Origin of the sequence: Vibrio sp. 10N.261.52.C11 (genome assembly GCF_041471405.1) — a bacterium.
In the GTDB taxonomy this organism is placed as follows: domain Bacteria; phylum Pseudomonadota; class Gammaproteobacteria; order Enterobacterales; family Vibrionaceae; genus Vibrio; species Vibrio crassostreae_C.
Window position 1 is genome coordinate 42671 of sequence record NZ_JBFROI010000070.1, and the last position, 20373, is coordinate 63043.

Genomic DNA, 20373 nt, shown 5'->3' on the forward strand with positions numbered 1-20373 from the left:
AGATGATTGAGGTAACAGTTTGCAGATACAGGCTTATTTCTCTTCGCGAAATATGGAGTTGATCACTTTATCGCTCGGCATAAGCAACAGTTTTCATCAAATTAGCCCAAATTCTACGAAATCAAATGCTGCGAGGTTTACATAAGCGACTCAATTTCAGGGGAAAATATAAATCACTACTTCCTAGCCGGATCGTGGTGAATCGATAAAAAAAATGGCTTATAGGCTACTCAGATAGAGCGACAATTAGCTAACAACCGACTCTTCTAAGACCTTAGCTTCAAGCGAAGGTGAAGACGCATATTCTACAGTTCCAGTATCGGGGTACGAATCTCGGATAGCGACAAACTCGGATAAGTGTTTCAGTAGCAATTTAGTTAGCTGAGGATCAAACTGGTAGCCACACTCTCGCTCAAACAAATCGACCACCATATCTAACGGCCACGGTTCTTTGTAGCAACGTGCACTAAGCAGCGCATCAAACACATCGGCTACGGCAGTGATACGAGCAAACAGGTGTATTTCATCACCCACTTTTCCATTCGGGTATCCAGCACCATCCCAACGCTCGTGATGTTCGTTAGCAATGATTGCCGCGAGGTTGGTAATATCACCCGCTCCGCTCTTTAGTAAGTTATAGCCAGCCGTAGTATGAAGCTTCATCACCTCCCACTCTTGGTCGGTTAATGTCCCAGGTTTATCCAAGATTGATTCAGGGACTGAAATCTTACCCACATCGTGCATTGGGCTGATGATCTCAATCATCTCGACCTCGCGATGGCTCAAGCCACGATACTTAGCAAGCAGTGCAGACAACTTGGCTACACGCTTAACATGATTACCAGTTTCGCCAGAGCGGGTTTCAATTGCCTCTCCGAGAACATGAATCATATCCTTTTGGATATTCAAGGTCTGTTTCTGAAGCTTTAAGATTCGTTTGTTCTTATTCGCCAACTCTTTCTTTTGGCGCAGAGTGACAAATTGCATCAAGATGATCAGGCTCAAACCCGCAATCACCATCGACAGCCCCAATAACAACTGGAAGTTTTTGCGAATAAAGGATGAAGGCTCGTTAATGAAAACCGCTTCGTCAGGTAACGCGTTTCCACTAATCCCGTATCTCTTCATTGCAGGGTAATTGAATACAAAACGTTTGTTGTCTCCGGGAGTTAACGGTGTAGTAAAACCAAGTGGAAGGTATTTATCCAACGCATCGACGGCCTGTTCACCCATGCTTTGTGAGTGATTAACGTAACCACCGAGTACATCACCCGAAATATAGAACTGCCATAAAGCAAACACCGGAGCAGCACTCGCTTTTGACAACGTATACGCAATCTCTTGGTAAGTGTGATAAACCCCTTGCTTTAACTCGGTGTTGTAATGACTGAGCAATACCGCATCGTCCGCAGAGATCCCTTCCAAAAATTGGCTCGTATGCTCCAGCGACAAGTCGCGAATTTCTACGAGATTGATATTTGAAAATTCAGCCATCATTTTGTTCATTTCTTTATGAATCAATTCAGACGTGACACTGTAATCATTTACAAAATAGAGATTCTTTAGATTAGGTCTTAATTTGGAGATCAGCTTAATATTAACGTCTATCTGATCGTTCTCGTAAAGCACAGTTGCTCTGTCAGACACCGCGTACATGTCGGTGCTGAAATCATTGATGCCGGCTGCAACGACAGGTGTGGAGCGATCAATCAAATTAGGCAGAGATTCAAGAAAATTGGCTGCGTTATCGTCCGTCGCAATTACGCCATCAAATTTATAACCTGCATACTTCGCACGCAAGTAGTTCGCGAGAGAGTCGTAATACTCTGGGCTGTGGACACGCTTTGAATCCAAATACTCTATTGAGAGTTTAACTTCGGTTTGAGACTGGCTGAACGCACTGTCTATCCCTTTTTGGAAGTCAGCAGTCCATTGATAAGAAGGTTCGTATGAGTGTAAAACTAGGATGCGTTTAATATCCCAGTCGTTAGCAAAACTGAGTGAAGAATAAGCGCTAACACATAATACAGCGATTGATATCAATAGCTTGTACATACAATACCCTTTAAATAAGACGGGGTATTGTACTTAGATTAACGCTTTGTCAAAGAATCTTTAGTTCTCGATCCATACTTTATCGCAAGAAGCATGATCTTGTGCCCAAAAATCGTGTAACTGCTTAGCAAAGTTGTTGATACTTTGACCATTTTCAGCAACGACATCCGAGATCAATAGGGAACCATCCGCTTCTGTGACGATAGCGCTCGCCACAACTTCACCGTTTTGAGTACCAATATATAATACATGATCGTCAGAAAGCATAATTTGGCTCAAGAACTCAAGCATGTGTGCCCTTTCGATTTCATCTTGGTAAACGCTTGCTTGGTTGAGTGAAAATAGCACGGTCAATTTATGGAAATCGACTTTATGCAGTTCATCAATTTGGGAAGGAGTTTGATCTTGTGCTAGGAGTTGGTATGTCTTGGATGGAAGTTTGCTTTGATAAAGTTCACGGCCGAGGAGGCTCTCTTTTGCGGGGTAAGCAATATCGAGCTGACTAAATAGCCATTGGTTTTTCTTGTGTGCAATTTCAGGTATTTCGTTATTCATTCTTTTAGTACCTACGGTTAGTATCCCCAAATATCGCAGTTATTTGGAAGACATACGGTCGGCTGAGGTGCCGAGCTACAAGCAGAGAGCATACAGAGCATGACCAAGGCCAACAAGTACTTTAAATGCTTCATATTTTTCATTATCCAACAACATCCTTTAAGAACTTAACGAAAAGCTCTACACTCGTATCCAAGCTTTCAATATCCTTATAGTAAACAGAACTATATAAATAAAAAGGACTTCTTATGAAAAAAGCCTTAATAGCAGCAGGTATCGTGACAATGTTAGCTGGCTGTTCGGACAACGAGGTTGGCGACGTCTCTCTTGGATTCTTCACAATGAAGGATATCAAGATGTCTTCATTAGATGACGATAAGATCGCGGGTGTTACCTGTCATATTGCATCAATCGAAGCAAACCTTAGCCTTTCTGATCCAAGTGATAGCTCTATATCTTGTCGTCAAACAGGTGAAATTACACCAGAAATGATTGCTCAAATAGACAAGAGTAAGTCTGGCGAAGTGGTATTCAAGCAATCGAAAAGTATCTTCTTTAAAACAATGAAGGTTCGTCGTATCTACGATGCAGAGAATCAGTCGCTGCTCTACTTGTCTTACACCACCAAAGAAACAGAAGGTAGCTTCAAACACAGCCTTTCAACTGTTCCACTATGGGGTACAGAGGCTTACGTTGATCCAGCGACGTTAGTACAGCCAACCGAGTAGTTTCAAACATATAGTTAGTTGAATCACCTGTACAGACATTGTGCAGGTGATTCAAAATGTAATAAAAATGAAAGAAACAGAAACAAAATGTGATATCATGCGGCAAAATTTTTTCACTGTATTTTTCATATGAAGTTTCCTGGACAGCGTAAATCTAAGCACTACTTTCCAACTCACGCACGTGATCCGTTGGTCAACCAAATTCAACAAACGCCTAAGCTTCATCGCGCAACGATTGTGGGTGTTGGCCAAACGATTGTTGATATCGAAGCCCGTGTTGACAACGAGTTCCTAGAAAAATACGAGCTGAGTAAAGGTCACTCACTGGTATTGGAAGAAAGTAAAGCAGATGCGCTGTATGAAGAGTTAGTTGAGCGCGGTTTGATCACGCATCAATATCCTGGCGATACTATCGGCAACACACTGCACAACTATTCCGTACTTGCGGACAGCAAATCTGTCCTGCTTGGCGTAATGTCTAAGAAGATTGAAGTTGGCTCATTTGGTTATCGTTACCTTTGCCGCACTTCTTCTCGTATGAATCTAAACCACCTTCAAACTGTTGATGGTCCAATTGGTCGTTGTTACACGCTGATTTCTGAAGATGGCGAACGTACGTTTGCAATCAACGAAGGCCACATGAACCAACTTCTTCCAGAAAGCATTCCTGAAAAAGTCTTCGAGAAAGCTTCTGCATTGGTTGTGTCGTCATACCTAATGCGTGGCAAACCTGAAGATCCGATGCCAAAAGCGGTACAAAAAGCGATTGAATACGCGAAAGCGCACAATGTGCCTGTTGTACTAACACTTGGTACTAAGTATGTGATCGAAGGCAACGCTGAATGGTGGCAAGAATACCTGAAAGAAAACGTAACCATCGTCGCGATGAACGAAGATGAAGGTGAAGCGCTAACGGGTGAAAAAGATCCTCTATTGGCTGCTAACAAGGCACTTGAGTGGGTTGACCTAGTTCTATGTACTGCAGGTCCTATTGGTCTATACATGGCAGGTTACACTGACGAACCAGCGAAACGCGAAACCACACTGCCATTGTTACCGGGTAACATCCCTGAGTTCAATAAATACGAATTCAGCCGTGCGATGCGTAAGCAAGACTGTAAAGACCCAGTAAAAGTGTACTCTCACATTGGCCCTTACCTAGGCGGCCCACTTGAGATTAAGAATACCAATGGCGCTGGCGATGGTGCACTTTCAGCACTACTTCACGACATGGCAGCAAACAGCTACCACCACGTGAATGTACCAAACTCAGAGAAACACGAGCACGCTTGTCTGACGTACTCTTCACTGTCTCAAATTTGTAAGTACGCAAACCGTGTAAGCTACGAAGTGTTGACTCAACACTCTCCTCGCCTTTCTCGTGCACTGCCTGAACGCGAAGATAGCTTAGAAGAAACATACTGGGATCGTTAATCGGCCATATTAGGTAGTTACCTCTTAGAGGTTAACGCCAAGTGAGATTACCCATTCCTTGAAGGGCTGCTATATGCAGCCCTTTTTGTATTCAACGCCAATATAATTGCAACTGAAGGTAATCAGAACGAATATTTTGCTCGTTTAAGATTTGATCTCGCGCAATGACTCTTTAGATCTGTTATCTTCCAGCACATAATTCGTGTGGTTTGCCTTTACTTGGCAAATTTATACAGTACTATCGCCACGCAAACGTTTACGTACCGCCTTTCGGTTCTGATATAAGGATCAAATATGCTGTCTGATATTGATATTTGTCGCTCTACTCCCCTTAAAAACATCAGTGAGGTTGCCAAGCAAGCTGGCCTGCACCACAACGAACATCAGCCATTAGGGCAATTCAAATCTAAAGTGTCTCTCACGTCACTTGAACGCCTCGCCAACCAACAAGATGGTAAATTAGTCGTAGTCACGGCGATCACACCGACACCTCTTGGTGAAGGCAAAACCGTCACTACTATCGGATTAGCACAAGGCCTCGCAGAGATTAACCAATCTGCAATGGCCTGCATTCGCCAGCCTTCAATGGGTCCGGTATTTGGTGTAAAAGGTGGCGCTGCGGGTGGTGGTTACTCTCAAGTTGCCCCTATGGAACAATTAAACCTGCACCTGACGGGCGATATTCATGCTGTTACGGCCGCTCACAACCTCGCCTCTGCCGCCATTGATGCACGTTTGTATCATGAACAACGGGAAGGCTTAGAGGCGTTTGAAGCGCGTTCTGGCTTAAAAGCCTTGGATATTGACCCAAGCAGAATCGTTTGGCGACGTGTACTTGACCACAATGATCGCGCACTACGCATGATCACGGTTGGCAAGAACGAAGCAGACAAAACAATTAACGGCTTTGAGCGAGAAGATGGATTTGATATCTCAGCTGCTTCAGAGCTAATGGCCATTCTTGCTCTAGCCAATGACCTTCAAGATTTGAGAAAGCGCATCGGACGAGTGGTACTTGCCTACAACAAACAAGGCTTGCCGTTGACCGCAGATGACTTCAACGTTGCAGGCGCAATGACCGTAACCATGAAGGATTCTATTGAACCAACATTGATGCAAACCCTTGAAGGCGTTCCTACCCTAATTCACGCCGGGCCTTTCGCGAACATCGCACATGGTAACTCTTCAATTATTGCCGATAAGATAGCGTTAAAACTGAGTGACTTTGTCGTGACCGAAGGTGGTTTCGGCTCAGATATGGGCTTTGAAAAAGCGTGCAACATAAAAGCAAAAGCGTCGAACAAAAAGCCCGATTGCGCTGTGGTTGTTGCAACATTACGTGGATTAAAGGCCAACTCTGGTTTATACGATTTGAGACCCGGCACTCCATTACCAGATTCAATCTTTAATGATGACCAAGACGCGCTAATTGCAGGCTTTGAGAACCTAAAATGGCACATCAACAACGTTAAGCAATACCAAGTGCCTACAGTTGTTGCGATTAACCGATTCCCACAAGACTCAGCTCAAGAGCTCGATGCTTTGAAACAGATGATCACCGACTTCGACTCAAGCGTTAACGTTGAAGTAAGCGAAGCATTTGGTCAAGGTGGCGAAGGCGCGACTCAACTGGCTCACGCTGTAGTCAAAGCTTGCCAAAAACAGAGTGAATTTAAGCCTTTGTATCACTCAGAGCAAAGCCTAGAAGAAAAGCTGATGGCAGTTGCTGAAGTTGGTTATGGCGCGGCAAGTATTTCGCTATCTCCACTGGCTAAAAAACAACTGGCTGAATTCAAACTGCATGGCTATAGCGACCTATCAGTTTGTTTGGCAAAAACACCACTATCGATCTCGACAGAAGCACACGTAAAAGGTGCACCAACCCAATTTGACGTGCCTGTTAGAGAACTAAAATTGTGTGCTGGTGCTGGCTTTATTTACGCGTTGTGCGGCAATGTAATGACCATGCCAGGCTTGCCTGACAAACCGGCGTTCATGTCGTTAGATATTGATAGTAATGGAAATATCGTCGGCCTAAGCTAGCTGCCCTTAGTTAGATAATCGGCAATTAATCGCGATTAATTTAGCTTAGGTTTCGGAGCAGTGTTCTATATTGAGCAATCATTTACTAACGAAGTGATTGCTCAACAATCAAGCTTAACTGCAAAAAGTTGCACTTAAATCGTAGTTATATGCGAATCTTGTCTTAACTTCTGGGTCAAGATCACATTAAAAACCCTATAAAATATATAGTATTGCGCTGATTCTTTGAGGACAGTGATGAATACAAGTATAAAAAAACTAGTCAGCCAATTTCTATGTACCATCTTTGCCCTAGGACTAGTCCCTGCCCTCTACATTAACTCTGAATTTGACAGGGTTGAAGCTCAGCACACGCTAAATATCCAACAGTCCAGCCAGAACCAGATCGAATACAGCTTTCATGAACTCGCTGTTATTGTTGAGCAAATCTCTAACTCTGTTCCGTCAATCGCCGACTCTCAAACACTACTCCGAGCGATTCGAGAACCTTCTATTATCCATAAAGAAACCCTGCAAGATCTTTGGGTGATGTTAGCTCGTGGCCAAAAATACTATTCCCAGCTTCGTTATCTCGATCTAGCCGGCAACGAAGTGTTCCGCGTTAACTACAAAGACGGTCGAGCCACTGTCGTCCCCGAGAACGAACTGCAGAACAAATCTTCTCGAGATTACTACCAGATGCTTCAGAAATTAGAGATTGGCGATGTCAGATCCAGAGGCATTGACCTAGAAATGGAAAATGGAGAAATCATCCACCCGTTAACGCCGGCGCTTCGCATTATGACGCCAGTCGCTGAAGGGAATCGAATTATTGGTTACTTCATTGCAAATCTAAACATGCTAGAGATTTACAACCGCCTTCATTACCAAATTGGAGACTCAGATGCAGTCCCGGTCATTCTAAACAAAACTGGTCATGTCATCATGGGCCCTGACCCAGCTGAATCATTTGGGCATGTGATTGAATCACGTTCAGACAAGACATACGCAAAGCTATACCCAGAGCTTTGGAAAGACATTCAAGACAACTCTTCGTCTAGCTATTTCGATGGTAAGAACTGGTATTTCCACTCGGACATCAGCCCAAAGATAAAGCAGTTTGCAGGCCCTATTTACATGGTTCTTCACATTGAGAATCAGCATTTCAGCAGTCAATACCGACAAGAAAAACAAGCGATTGTCGTTCAGATCATCACCTTGTCTTTCTTGATTTCGATGATCTCCGCTGGCTTTGTATTGTGGAACAGTAACCACAAGAAGAACAGTATCGATAGTCAACTGGCTAAAGCCGCGATGAATGGTATGTCTGCCTTAGTGATTACCGACAGAAACAACCGTATCATCAAGGTAAACCAAGAATTCACCCGTGTTAGTGGCTACGAGTTAGAAGACGTAAAAGGCCGCCAACCATCCATGTTTGCCTCTGGTCGCTACAACGAAGAGTTCTACATCAAGATGTGGAGCATAATCACTAAGACTGGGGTATGGGAAGGCGAAGTGGTCAATCGCCGTAAAGACGGATCTTTGATCACGGAAATATTGCGAATCCAAACCATTAAAGACTCGAAAGACGTGATTCAGTTTTATGTCGCTTCATTTGTGGATATCAGTAAACACAAAGAGCTAGAAAACAAACTGAGAAACCTGAGCGAAAAAGATGCCTTAGCTGGGTGTTGGAACCGCCGTAAGTTCGATCTTGAGCTGAGAGATGAGTGCTCTCGTGTGAATCGATACCCTACTCGCGAACACTCTTGCTTAGCGATCTTGGACATAGACTATTTCAAACGCATTAACGACAGATTTGGTCACGATTATGGTGATCGCGTCATTCAAACCGTTGCTGAGGTATTACAACGTGAGTGTCGAGAAACTGATTTTGTGGCTCGCATTGGTGGTGAAGAATTTGGCGTTATTCTGCCTCATACCACAACTGAAGAAGCTGAATATGTGCTTAACAGATTGAGAATCGCAGTCAATATTGAGCTCGACAACGTGGTGACGGTCAGTGGCGGAATCACCAACCTGACCAACGACCCTACTCTCAACTACAAGTGTGCGGATTTAGCACTCTATGAAGCCAAAGCCGCAGGTCGAAACAGTGTTTGCCTGTTCCTAGACAGCGAAATGAGCGAAATCGCCTAACAGAAAATCAGTATTGTTCCGCTAGGCTATCAGTTTGGCGGTTTAACAACCCAATCCTTTCAATCAGCTTGGTGCTGGATAGAACTCTAGTTTGTTCCCCTCTACCACTAGAATACAATCCATGTTCGCAGCATGAGCAGCCTGCTTACCTAGGTTCGTATCTTCAAACACAACACACTGCTTTGGCTGTAATCCCATACCAAAACACGCATCTAAGAAGGTATCCGGATTTGGTTTGTGATTCTTCACATCTGTTGCTGTCACTAGGATATCCAGCTTGCTCAAAATATCTGTTTTGTCCAACAACTGTTCGGCACTTTTACGTTGACTGCCCGTTCCTACTGCAATCTTCTTGTTACCCAGATGCTCTAACAACAGAGAGTGAGTACAAGGGATAACGTCTCCTTTGTCTTCAATAGCCGCAAACGACGCCATTTTAAACGTAGAAACCGCTTGTGGGTCGAGCGATAAACCGTATTTGCTGTTCACCTCACCGGCTATCTTATAACTCGGCATGCCACCTAAACTATGTAGCCAAGACGCTTCAAAATGAAAACCAAACTCTTCAGCCGTTTGCTGCCACGCCTTTACATGTGCAGGCATTGTATCGATCAACGTACCGTCCATATCAAAGATTAACCCTTCATATGCCGTTAAATCTATTTTCATCACTACTACCACTCTTTAATAAAGTTACTGATACCATAACCAATATTCAGTATCATGGCGCCATATTACCGTTCAAAATGGATGTTTATGTTACAAATATCTAATTCTGTTTCGATTCAAGACTGGGAACTTCAGTTAACAGCGATCAGAGCACAAGGAGCCGGCGGTCAGAACGTCAATAAAGTATCGAGCGCGATACATTTACGTTTTGATATCAAGCACTCTACCCTACCTGACTTCTATAAAGAAAAGCTCCTCGCACACAAAGATAGCCGCATCACCAAAGACGGTGTGATTATCATTAAAGCGCAACAGTATAGAACTCAGGAACAAAACCGAGATGATGCTTTAGTGCGCTTGAAAGAATTGATCTTGGAAGCGACAAAGGTTCAAAAAGTAAGACGAGCAACTAAGCCGACGCGTGGCTCTCAGAAAAGACGTTTAGAAAGCAAAAAACAAAGAAGCACCACCAAACAGCTGCGTGGAAGAGTGAGCTGATGGCTTCATGCCCTCAGAGAACACATTACCCTAGAAGTATCTGTCAATTTGACTAACGAATCGATCTATTACGCTGTTTATTTGAAAGAAAGACTACTGCTTCTTTTTGACCGACAAAATCAGCTTGATCAACAACAGGCGCTCTTCGCTGGTCAGCAGACGACTGACCGCAGCTACATCTTCCGCTGTTACTTGTGATGCGCCAACAATATCAAGCACCACATCCAAATCCGTCACTTTTAAGGTTCTAGTGATTGAACGATACTGAGACATCTTGATGTCCGCCTCTCCGCGTTCAATCCTTTGATAGGTTTTTAAGCTCATTCCTGCACTCGAGGCTAACTTTTCTTGAGACAAGTTGGCTTGTTTCCTACGCTCAATCAGCGCCAATATTATGGGTTCTTGTGACATAAGCTCATCCTCAAAAGACAGTTATGTCCTAAATTCAGCAAGAAGCAGACCATATTGACTTGTGATGGTTTACATAAGCCATCAAAGGCATATTATTCGCTTGATAAAACCGTTACGTTTCATAAACCTTCACACTGATATCAGTTGTGAACGTACGGCTAGGTAACTTGAGTATTCAAGTGTTGGGAAATTAGAAAAATTGCAAATTGCGAATAAGAAAGACGTCATATTGGAAATTGCGAATCGTTATAAATTGGCATTTCCTTGCATTAAGCACGCATTAGAAACGGACAATGCCCGCTCCGAAATTATTGCAGTGCAGCATAGGCTACTCACTTACAAAGAAGTGCTGCTGCACGGAAGTATGTTGGAAGAGAAAGAATTGAAGCAGGCCTTTTCTGCTCTGAACCAAAATGAAAAAGGTGTCGCACAAGGCGGTATTCAAAGCATCAACGACGCAGTTAAAGAGATGGATGAGATTGTCGAAAGATACAGCAGAAAAGCGTCTACTGAATTCTGTGCCTAATCTATTAATATCAACGAGTAGCGCAACCTCTCGATGGCTTAAACAAACAGAACAAAACAAAAACGGCCAGTCATAGTTGAATGACTGGCCGTTTGTTTAACTAACATGAAGACATGGGTATCTAACGAGACATCGCTCTTCTAAGCCCACCGAGTAACATCAACGCGCCTAGCAAACCAAACGACACACTGCCTCCTGAGCCAGATGAGCTTCTACCAGCATAAGCAGTACGTTTCGCGTCTGTTGATACAAACTTAGCAGTTTCAGTACCAGCAATAACACTGTCGATCCAATCTTTGTAGTCGTAGATTTCTGTAAATACCGACGTTACTCTTGAGTTACCACCACACGTTTCAGGACCAAAACTGGTGATCCCTACTTGTCTGTAAATCGAACCATCCTTCCAGTAAACAGGACCGCCAGAGTCACCTTGACAAGTGCCACCATACAAGCCAGAAGTACCCACATCTCCAACGAAACAAATTTGATTCTCTGTTAACTCATCACCAGCAGCGAATACATCCTTACAAGTCGCATTGACAACATAATTGAGGTCGGCTTTTTGTAATAAAGTGGTTGCGTCAAAGCCAGTGCGCGTATCTCCGTGCCCCACGGCAACAAAGTCGTTTGCGACATTACGATACGTCTCATCAGAGGGGCGCTGCACAACATCGTTAATTGAATCGATGTTTAGTGCACTTTCAAGTTTTAGAATAGCAACATCATTACGCAATAGATCGCTCAGAGCATTTGAGTAATCACTACGATAATATACTTCAGCCACGCGTGCTTTCTGGACAATGTTGTTAGGAAATTGGGAAGTGTCTTCTAATTGAGGGACGACGACAGTAAACAACTGAGCATTCTCATCACCATAAATACAGTGTGCAGCCGTTAATATATGAGTTGGATCTAAAATTGTCGCACCACAATATGGCCCAGTTGAGTAGACACCATCATATTCAATTCTATCGATGAACAAGCTCGCCATTGAAGGGAATTCAGTTACCGAAGCACCGCTACCATTCACAATATAAGGTGTTACACCCACATCAGGAGTACTTTCGACCGTGTTTTCCGTTGCCATAACACTTGATGTGTAAATCAATGGCGCTAAAAGCCCTAAAACGGCTTTACGAACCGGACTCATTTTATGGTTTACGTTCATAGTTAACTCCTTGTAACCCCTACTACTTATTTACAAAAATGATGAATCGCCACCATAACACGTCACAACCGTGATTATAGTAAGTATTTGTAACGATATGGCGACATCTCTCATTTTATAAACGAATTTTAAGTAACCGTTGTTAGTGGGTAACGCTAAACCTTATACGCTCGCAAAAACATACGCTACCAAAAACAAAAAAGCCTACCGTTAGGCTTCCCAGTAAAGAGAAGCAAACAATAGGCTTTCATTTAACTTTGTGGTTTCTCTTAAAAGAGATTAGCCACGGTAGTAACGTTGAGGTACGAATGGCATTTTTTCTACTGTCATAGGTAGCTTCTTGCCACGAACTTCAGCGAATACTTCAGTGCCAATAACCGCTAGGTCAGTACGAACGTAAGCCATAGAAACAGGCTTGCCCGCGTTAGGACCCGCAGTACCACTTGTTACAACGCCAATTTTGTTGTCTTCAGCATCGAACAGAGCAGCGCCTTCACGTACTGGTGCTTTAGTCTGACCAACAAGACCAACACGCTTGCGTTGAACGTCTTTAGTCGCGATTTGCTCAAGGATGATATCAGCGCCAGGGAAACCGCCTGCACGTTCACCGTCAGTACGACGCACTTTTTGAATTCCCCATAGGAGGCTAGCTTCGACTGGTGTTGTTGTTGTATCTAGATCGTGACCGTACAGACATAGACCACACTCAAGACGAAGTGAGTCACGAGCACCCAGGCCAATCCACTCAACTTCAGCTTCTGAAGTCAGCTTACGCGCTAGTGCTTCAGCGTGATCGTTCGGTACAGAGATCTCGTAGCCATCTTCACCCGTGTAGCCACTGCGGCTCACGATGCATTCAACGCCATCGATATCGACTTTTTGAACATCCATGAACAGCATATCTGCAACGCTTGGTTGGAAACGAGCAAGAACTTCAGACGCTTTAGGGCCTTGAAGTGCTAATAGAGCGCGGTCATCGATCACTTCCATCTCTACGTCAGCCGGTAGGTGCGCAGTAAGGTGGTCGATATCTTGTGTCTTACAAGCCGCGTTCACAACAACAAATAGGTGATCGCCTAGGTTCGCAACCATAAGGTCATCCATGATGCCGCCCTGCTCATTAGTAAAGAAAGCGTAACGCTGTTTACCAGAAGGAAGGTCGATAATATCCACAGGAACCAAAGATTCTAAGACAGCAGCTGCGTTTGCACCATGTAGACGAAGTTGCCCCATGTGAGAAACATCAAAAAGACCGGCAGCGTCACGAGTGTGTAAGTGCTCTTTCTTTACACCTAGTGGGTACTGAACTGGCATATCGTAGCCAGCGAAAGGAACCATTTTCGCACCCTCTTCAACGTGAAGTGCATGCAGTGGTGTTTTTAGTAGGTCTTGATTAGCGTGTTCTTGAGTCATTTTATTCTCCATGAAGCGTTGCAGGCTGTCCAAAATCGAGTCTGCCGCTTATATCTCTATTTAGAGTCGCCTCTAACGATACGGATTAACGTTAGAAACAGTAGATAGTAAAAAGTGATGTCTTTTATATAGGCTTATATTGTTAGCTTTATAAATCTGAATAGCTGTACAAATCCCATACAACTCACTTTCTAAGAATTCACTTCAGTAAACTTCAATCAACATGAGTAAACCGTGTTCACTATAATAAACAAGCCTGAGTGAGTTTTACACCCTTAACAAGATTAAAACAGCTCAAAATGTGACATTTAACAATCTAAAAACAATTTATAGATGCATACAAAAACGCGATATTGATGATTTTCACATCAATATCGCGTCTGTTGCCTAACGTTCGAAACAAAAGCAAACGTTTGCATTCACTATAAGAAATTCTAAGTTTGTTAACTTATTTTGCAGTCACCCACAAAATAAGTGCATCTTCTGTACTGGTAGAAATCAGCATGTGGCCCATATTAGCATCGTAATACATGCTATCGCCTTCGCTCATTGGCACAGGTTCGTAGAATTCTGAATAGAACATCACATCGCCAGAGATGATCATTAAGAACTCCTCACCGTCATGACGCACCCAATCATTATACTCTTCAAAAGTACGTGCTCTTACGCGGCTCTTAAACGGCATCATCTTCTTATTAGAAAGCTCAGTCGCAAGCAGCTCATGTTCATAAGTCGGTGTTGGGTGTGGTTTACCTTGGCCTGCCTTGGTTAAATCGCGACGTCCTGTTGCCACTTTTTTTCTCGGTGGCTCAAAGAGTTGAGGCATATCTATTTGCAAACCCATCGCTAATTTTTGCATAGCCTGAAAGGTTGGTGAGATCTGTTCATTCTCGATTTTGCTGAGCGTAGAACGCGCCAAGCCAGTTCTTTGGCTTGCTTCTTCTAGCGTGATCCCAAGCTTGCCGCGGATATCTTTAATGCGCTGGCCAAGCCTAAGTGGCTCTATATTCTGGTCTAACGTTTCTTTCGCCAACGTTAAAGATGGGTACTCATCATAAATGTCTTCTGACATAGGTCCCTCATTATTTTCTTACTTCCTGTCTATTCATTTCATTGTTGCATGAAGCGCTTTGTTGATTAAAGAGCACACAGAGAAATAAAGCGTGCTCCCCGTAGCAAAACAAGAAAAGTTGTTTCCTATTGGAAATTTTTGTTGAAAATTGATTTTATCGGAGCTATGTTATCGACTTGTTAGATGAAGAGATGCTACTTCAGCTTGCAGCAAATGATAGATTTAACATTTGTAAGAGCTGTTTTTTACCCGAACTTTTTGGGAAACAATTCGTGCTGCATTGACCCTACAACGATCGCTTAGACGCTGTAAGAGTATATTTATAACGCAATTCACGTTTATCTATACCTATATAGCGCAAACGATACCGATGCAGAAATCAACGTAAGACCTAATGGACTATAAAAACAATCACCATTAGCTTAATGAAAGGTCTCGACAATGAACGCTTACCAAAACCATAGCTTAGACAGTTTTTTCTCTACAAACCTATCTGCGACTGACGACGCAGTATTTGCTGGAATCCAAGCAGAGAACACTCGTCAAAACGAACAAATCGAACTTATTGCTTCTGAGAACATCGTTTCTAAAGCAGTAATGCAAGCTCAAGGCACTTGCCTTACCAACAAATACGCAGAAGGCTACCCAGGTCGTCGTTACTACGGTGGTTGTGAGCACGTAGATACAGTAGAAGCTATTGCGATTGAACGTGCTAAGCAGCTGTTCAAATGTGAATACGTAAACGTACAGCCTCACTCTGGCGCTCAAGCGAACGGCGCAGTTAAACTTGCCCTACTTCAACCTGGCGACACTATCCTAGGTATGTCTCTTGACGCTGGTGGTCACCTTACGCACGGTGCACGCCCTGCGCTTTCAGGCAAATGGTTCAACGCAGTTCAATACGGCGTAGACCGCGACACTCTTGAAATCGATTACGAAGCGGTACGCGCTCTCGCTATCGAATGCCAACCTAAAATGATTATTGCAGGTGGTAGTGCTATCCCACGCGTTATCGACTTCGCTAAATTCCGCGAAATCGCTGACGAAGTTGGCGCTATCCTAATGGTAGATATGGCACACATCGCAGGTCTTATCGCGACAGGTGCACACCCTAGCCCACTGCCACACGCGCACGTTGTAACGACAACGACACACAAAACACTTCGTGGCCCACGCGGCGGTATGATTCTGACCAACCACGAAGACATCAATAAAAAGATCAACTCTGCAGTATTCCCAGGCCTACAAGGCGGCCCACTAATGCACGTAATTGCGGCTAAAGCTGTCGCATTTGGCGAAGCACTTGGCCCAGAATTTAATACTTATATTAATTCAGTGATCGATAACGCAAAAGTTCTTGCTGAAGTGTTGCAAACTCGCGGTTGTGACATTGTGACTGGCGGAACGGACACGCACCTAATGCTGGTTGACCTTCGTCCTAAGGGCTTGAAAGGTAACGTAACTGAAGAAGCATTAGAGCGTGCTGGGATCACATGTAACAAAAATGGCATACCATTCGACTCAGAGAAGCCTATGATTACTTCGGGTATTCGTTTAGGTACGCCAGCTGGAACCAGTCGTGGTTTTGGCACTGAAGAATTCAAACTTATCGGTGAATGGATCGGTGATGTTCTTGATGGCTTAGTTGAAAGCCCTGAAGGCAACGCTGAAGTTGAGCAACGTGTTCGCAAGCAAGTTAAAGAGCTTTGCAAACGCTTCCCTCTTTACCGTTAATCCGTTTTTAAGATTTAAATTAAAACCTCATAAATTTTTGGAGAATAAGCAATGGACAATACACTTAAGTTTGCAGACAGCCACGAGTGGGTAAAAGACAACGGTGACGGTACTGTAACTATCGGTATCTCTGAGCACGCTCAAGAGATGCTAGGTGACGTTGTGTTTGTTGACCTGCCTGACACTGAAGACGAAATTGAAGCTGGCGAAAGCTTCTCTCTAGTTGAGTCAGTTAAAGCTGCTTCTGATATCTACGCGCCAATCTCTGGTGAAATCGTAGAAATCAACGAAGAACTAGAAGATAGCCCAGAGCTAATCAACGAAGAACCTTATGAAGGTGGTTGGATTGTTAAAGTGAAGATGTCTGATGCGTCTGAACTAAACAACCTTAAAGATGCGGAAGAATACCTAAGCTCTATCGAAGAAGACTAATAGGTAACCTCATTACGATAAAGCTGCTCTTGTGAGCAGCTTAATTTTAGGGGCTAGCTCACGGCTCCAGAGAGAAAGTAGAACGATATCATGACTGAATTACTTCAAAGCCAATTACTGAAAGACTTGGGTACACAAAACGAGTTTGTTGCTCGTCATAACGGCCCAAATAAAGCAGACCAGCAAAAAATGCTTGAAGCGATCAACGCGACTAGCCTAGACGCACTGATCGACGAAACGGTTCCTGCACAAATCCGTCTTGAAAAACCAATGACACTTGCTGCGCCACTGAGCGAAATGGACATGCTGACCTCTCTAAAAGAGATCGCTAACCTAAACCAAGTGAAACGTACTTTCATTGGCCAAGGCTACTACAACACATTCACTCCAAACGTTATTCTACGTAACGTTTTAGAGAACCCAGGCTGGTACACAGCTTACACACCATACCAACCAGAGATTTCTCAAGGTCGTCTTGAAGCTCTACTGAATTACCAACAAATGGTAATGGACCTTACAGGTATGGAAATCGCGAACGCGTCTCTTCTTGACGAAGCGACAGCGGCTGGCGAAGCAATGACACTGTGTAAGCGTGCTGGTAAAAGCAAGAGCAAAGTATTCTTCGTTGCTGACGATGTTCACCCTCAAACACTAGAAGTTGTTAAAACTCGTGCTGAGTACATCGGTTTTGAAGTAATGGTTGGCGCTCTTGAAACACTTCCAGAGCAAGACGTATTTGGTGCATTAGTTCAATACCCTGGTACAACGGGCGAAGTTCGTGACCTAACAGACATCATTGCGAAAGCTCAAGCAAACAAAACACTGGTAACAGTAGCTACAGACCTACTTGCTTCAGCTCTACTCAAGCCAGCTGGCGAAATGGGCGCAGACGTAGTAATCGGTTCAGCACAACGTTTCGGCGTTCCTATGGGGTACGGCGGTCCACACGCTGCATTCATGGGTACTCGTGAAAAGCATAAGCGTACAATGCCAGGTCGTGTAATCGGTGTTTCTATCGATACTCACGGTAACCAAGCGCTACGTATGGCAATGCAAACTCGTGAGCAACACATCCGCCGCGAGAAAGCGACATCGAACATCTGTACAGCTCAAGCACTTCTAGCAAACATGGCGTCTTTCTACGCGGTTTACCACGGTGCAGAAGGCCTACGTACTATCGCTCGTCGTACACACCACATGACAGCTATCCTAGCGGCTGGCCTGACTAAAGCGGGTTACGAGCTAACAAACAACAGCTTCTTCGATACCATCACAATCAACTCTGAAGAGAAGACAGATGCACTGTACGCGAAAGCACAAGCAGCAAACATCAACTTGCGCCTTCTTAAAGGTAAGATCGGTATCAGCTTAGATGAAACAACCACAGTCGACGACGTGAATGCCCTATTCGCTATCTTCGACGTAAAAGAAGACGTTCAAGCGCTATCTTCTGACATTGCATCAAATGAGTTTGCGGCAATTCCAGAAAACTGTCGTCGTGAATCAGAGTTCCTAACTCACCCAGTGTTCAACACGCACCACAGCGAAACGCAAATGATGCGTTACCTAAAACAGCTTGAGAACAAAGACTTCTCACTAACGCACGGCATGATCCCACTGGGCAGCTGTACGATGAAGCTGAACGCTGCTGCTGAGATGATTCCAGTAACATGGCCTGAGTTTGGTTCAATTCACCCATTCGCACCTCTAGAGCAAGCTGCTGGTTACACGGCACTAGCAAAAGATCTTAAAGAGAAGCTATGTGAAATCACTGGTTACGACGATTTCTCACTACAGCCTAACTCTGGTGCATCTGGCGAATACGCAGGTCTAATCGCAATTCAACGTTACCATGCAAGCCGCGGTGAAGCTCACCGTAACGTTTGTCTGATTCCAAGCTCTGCGCATGGTACTAACCCTGCTACAGCATCAATGGTTTCAATGAAGGTAGTGGTTGTTAAGTGTGATGAAGATGGCAACATCGACATGACAGACCTAGCAGCGAAAATCGAGAAGCACAAAGAAAACCTATCAAGCATCATGATCACTTACCCTTCTACGCACGGCGTATACGAAGAGCAAGTGAAAGAAGTGTGTGAACAAGTTCACGCAGCGGGTGGTCAGGTTTACCTAGACGGCGCGAACATGAACGCTCAAGTAGGTCTAACTTCACCTGGCTTCATCGGTTCAGACGTATCTCACTTGAACCTACACAAAACATTCTGTATTCCACACGGTGGTGGCGGTCCGGGTATGGGTCCTATCGGTGTTAAATCGCACCTAGCACCTTTCCTACCGGGTCACATCGAAAACGGTGTCCAAGGTTCTGACTACGCGGTATCAGCAGCAGATTTAGGTAGTGCTTCAATCCTACCTATCTCTTGGGCTTACATCGCAATGATGGGCGAACCTGGCCTTACGGACGCGACTAAAGTTGCGATTCTAAACGCGAACTACGTGATGGAGAAACTACGTCCTCACTACCCTGTTCTTTACCGTGGCACTAACGGCCGCGTAGCTCACGAATGTATTATCGATATTCGTCCGCTTAAAGAAGACACAGGCATCAGCGAAGAAGATATTGCTAAGCGTCTAATGGACTTCGGTTTCCACGCGCCTACTATGTCTTTCCCAGTAGCTGGCACACTAATGGTTGAGCCAACTGAGTCAGAAGATTTAGAAGAGCTAGACCGTTTCTGTGAAGCGATGATCGCAATCCGTCACGAAATGGCAGCAGTGAAAGCGGGTGAATGGCCACTAGATAACAACCCTCTAGTGAACGCACCGCACACACAAGTTGACCTTTCAGGCGCAGAATGGGATCGCCCTTACTCTCGCGAACTGGCTTGCTTCCCATCGAAAGCAACGAAGAACTCGAAGTACTGGCCAACAGTTAACCGTGTAGACAACGTATACGGCGACCGTAACCTAATCTGTTCTTGCCCAAGCATCGATAACTACGAAGACTAATTTTTGTAGATTTTAGATAAACAAAAGCGAACCACTTGGTTCGCTTTTTTGTTTTTCGGATTCCAAATTATATGACTAATAAAGCATTGACCTTACCGTAAGGGAAAGGTTTAAGGTGAAATGAATCCAACGATGAATGAGGAGACAATTATGGGATGTTGTAACAAAGTGCCAAAAGGTGGAGCCCCTCTTGGCTTACTCCTGAAGGTAACGCTGGGGATTGGGTTATTTGTGTTTCTGCTGGCTTTGTGGCAGTGAGAAGCTTATACGGCGCTAGGTTTAAAGGTGTAATGGATAGCTCCAATTTGATATTGGTGCCATAGTCGTTTGTTAGGCAACTGCTGATATTTGTGAGATCTTTTCTTTACTCGATTTCACTGATAATGCGTGTTCAGAAGGCAGTTTATCAAGAGCAATCACTGTATTACGAATAAGCTCTGCATCAGGATAAACATTACACTCTTTTTTCAAAATTGAATTTAAGTCTTCAAGAAGGTTATCAATGACCCTGTAAATAATTCTG

General features: G+C 44.1%; 17 protein-coding genes. 9 read left to right on the forward strand and 8 right to left on the reverse strand.

The genetic code is table 11. The features are described from left to right. Positions 1-246 precede the first annotated feature (246 nt). Positions 247-2055 carry an HD domain-containing phosphohydrolase gene (locus AB4323_RS21175; protein ID WP_372153300.1) on the reverse strand — a complete coding sequence of 603 codons (1809 nt, stop codon included), beginning with the start codon at positions 2053-2055 and terminating at the stop codon, positions 247-249. A gap of 60 nt (positions 2056-2115) precedes the next feature. Continuing rightward, positions 2116-2610 (reverse strand): hypothetical protein, encoded by a 495-nt coding sequence (locus AB4323_RS21180; protein WP_017064644.1) that lies wholly within the window; start codon positions 2608-2610, stop codon positions 2116-2118. 248 nt (positions 2611-2858) lie between these two features. On the opposite strand from AB4323_RS21180, the gene AB4323_RS21185 reads away from it, so the two are divergent. The 4 genes from AB4323_RS21185 to AB4323_RS21200 all read left to right on the forward strand — a co-directional run bounded on the left by AB4323_RS21185 (position 2859) and on the right by AB4323_RS21200 (position 8957). Further along, positions 2859-3338: a CreA family protein gene (locus AB4323_RS21185; protein WP_017064645.1), complete on the forward strand. Its 480-nt coding sequence runs from the start codon at positions 2859-2861 to the stop codon at positions 3336-3338. Between the two features lie 129 nt (positions 3339-3467). Then, positions 3468-4772: an inosine/guanosine kinase gene (locus tag AB4323_RS21190; protein WP_017064646.1), complete on the forward strand. Its 1305-nt coding sequence runs from the start codon at positions 3468-3470 to the stop codon at positions 4770-4772. A gap of 294 nt (positions 4773-5066) precedes the next feature. Further along, complete coding sequence (locus tag AB4323_RS21195; protein ID WP_017059839.1) at positions 5067-6815, forward strand: formate--tetrahydrofolate ligase; 1749 nt, start codon at positions 5067-5069, stop codon at positions 6813-6815. Between the two features lie 237 nt (positions 6816-7052). Then, entirely contained in the window at positions 7053-8957 is a 1905-nt protein-coding gene (locus AB4323_RS21200; protein ID WP_102331910.1) for a GGDEF domain-containing protein, read from the forward strand. 63 nt (positions 8958-9020) lie between these two features. Here AB4323_RS21200 and AB4323_RS21205 read toward each other — a convergent pair whose 3' ends face one another. Beyond that, complete coding sequence (locus AB4323_RS21205; RefSeq protein ID WP_048608431.1) at positions 9021-9626, reverse strand: beta-phosphoglucomutase family hydrolase; 606 nt, start codon at positions 9624-9626, stop codon at positions 9021-9023. 87 nt (positions 9627-9713) lie between these two features. Here AB4323_RS21205 and arfB point away from each other — a divergent pair, with 87 nt between their 5' ends. Continuing rightward, the gene (arfB, locus tag AB4323_RS21210; RefSeq protein ID WP_017059842.1) at positions 9714-10124 is read left to right on the forward strand and encodes an alternative ribosome rescue aminoacyl-tRNA hydrolase ArfB; all 411 of its coding nucleotides are present in this window, start codon (positions 9714-9716) and stop codon (positions 10122-10124) included. A 93-nt stretch (positions 10125-10217) separates the two neighbouring features. On the opposite strand, the gene AB4323_RS21215 is transcribed toward arfB, so the two are convergent. Further along, positions 10218-10535 carry a helix-turn-helix transcriptional regulator gene (locus AB4323_RS21215; protein WP_017059843.1) on the reverse strand — a complete coding sequence of 106 codons (318 nt, stop codon included), beginning with the start codon at positions 10533-10535 and terminating at the stop codon, positions 10218-10220. Positions 10536-10734: 199 nt separating this feature from the next. On the opposite strand from AB4323_RS21215, the gene AB4323_RS21220 reads away from it, so the two are divergent. Then, positions 10735-11061, forward strand: a complete 327-nt coding sequence (locus AB4323_RS21220) for a hypothetical protein (protein WP_372145725.1) — start codon at positions 10735-10737, stop codon at positions 11059-11061. Positions 11062-11182: 121 nt separating this feature from the next. Here AB4323_RS21220 and AB4323_RS21225 read toward each other — a convergent pair whose 3' ends face one another. The 3 genes from AB4323_RS21225 to AB4323_RS21235 form a co-directional block, all read right to left on the reverse strand. After that, a complete protein-coding gene (locus tag AB4323_RS21225) occupies positions 11183-12229 on the reverse strand; it encodes a trypsin-like serine protease (protein ID WP_372145723.1) in 1047 nt (348 codons plus the stop codon). A 279-nt stretch (positions 12230-12508) separates the two neighbouring features. Beyond that, on the reverse strand, positions 12509-13642 hold the full coding sequence (gene gcvT, locus AB4323_RS21230) for a glycine cleavage system aminomethyltransferase GcvT (RefSeq protein ID WP_372153302.1): 1134 nt from the start codon (positions 13640-13642) through the stop codon (positions 12509-12511). 448 nt (positions 13643-14090) lie between these two features. Next, positions 14091-14714 (reverse strand): helix-turn-helix domain-containing protein, encoded by a 624-nt coding sequence (locus AB4323_RS21235; protein ID WP_017064652.1) that lies wholly within the window; start codon positions 14712-14714, stop codon positions 14091-14093. Positions 14715-15155: 441 nt separating this feature from the next. On the opposite strand from AB4323_RS21235, the gene AB4323_RS21240 reads away from it, so the two are divergent. The 3 genes from AB4323_RS21240 to gcvP all read left to right on the forward strand — a co-directional run bounded on the left by AB4323_RS21240 (position 15156) and on the right by gcvP (position 19850). After that, positions 15156-16448, forward strand: coding sequence for a serine hydroxymethyltransferase (locus AB4323_RS21240; protein ID WP_372153304.1), 1293 nt, complete (start codon positions 15156-15158; stop codon positions 16446-16448). A 51-nt stretch (positions 16449-16499) separates the two neighbouring features. Further along, positions 16500-16880: a glycine cleavage system protein GcvH gene (gene gcvH / locus AB4323_RS21245; RefSeq protein WP_017067508.1), complete on the forward strand. Its 381-nt coding sequence runs from the start codon at positions 16500-16502 to the stop codon at positions 16878-16880. A gap of 90 nt (positions 16881-16970) precedes the next feature. Beyond that, positions 16971-19850, forward strand: a complete 2880-nt coding sequence (gcvP, locus tag AB4323_RS21250; RefSeq protein WP_372135546.1) for an aminomethyl-transferring glycine dehydrogenase — start codon at positions 16971-16973, stop codon at positions 19848-19850. 330 nt (positions 19851-20180) lie between these two features. On the opposite strand, the gene AB4323_RS21255 is transcribed toward gcvP, so the two are convergent. After that, positions 20181-20373, reverse strand: a 193-nt coding sequence (locus AB4323_RS21255; protein ID WP_372153306.1) for a hypothetical protein, incomplete at its 5' end; no start/stop codon positions are given.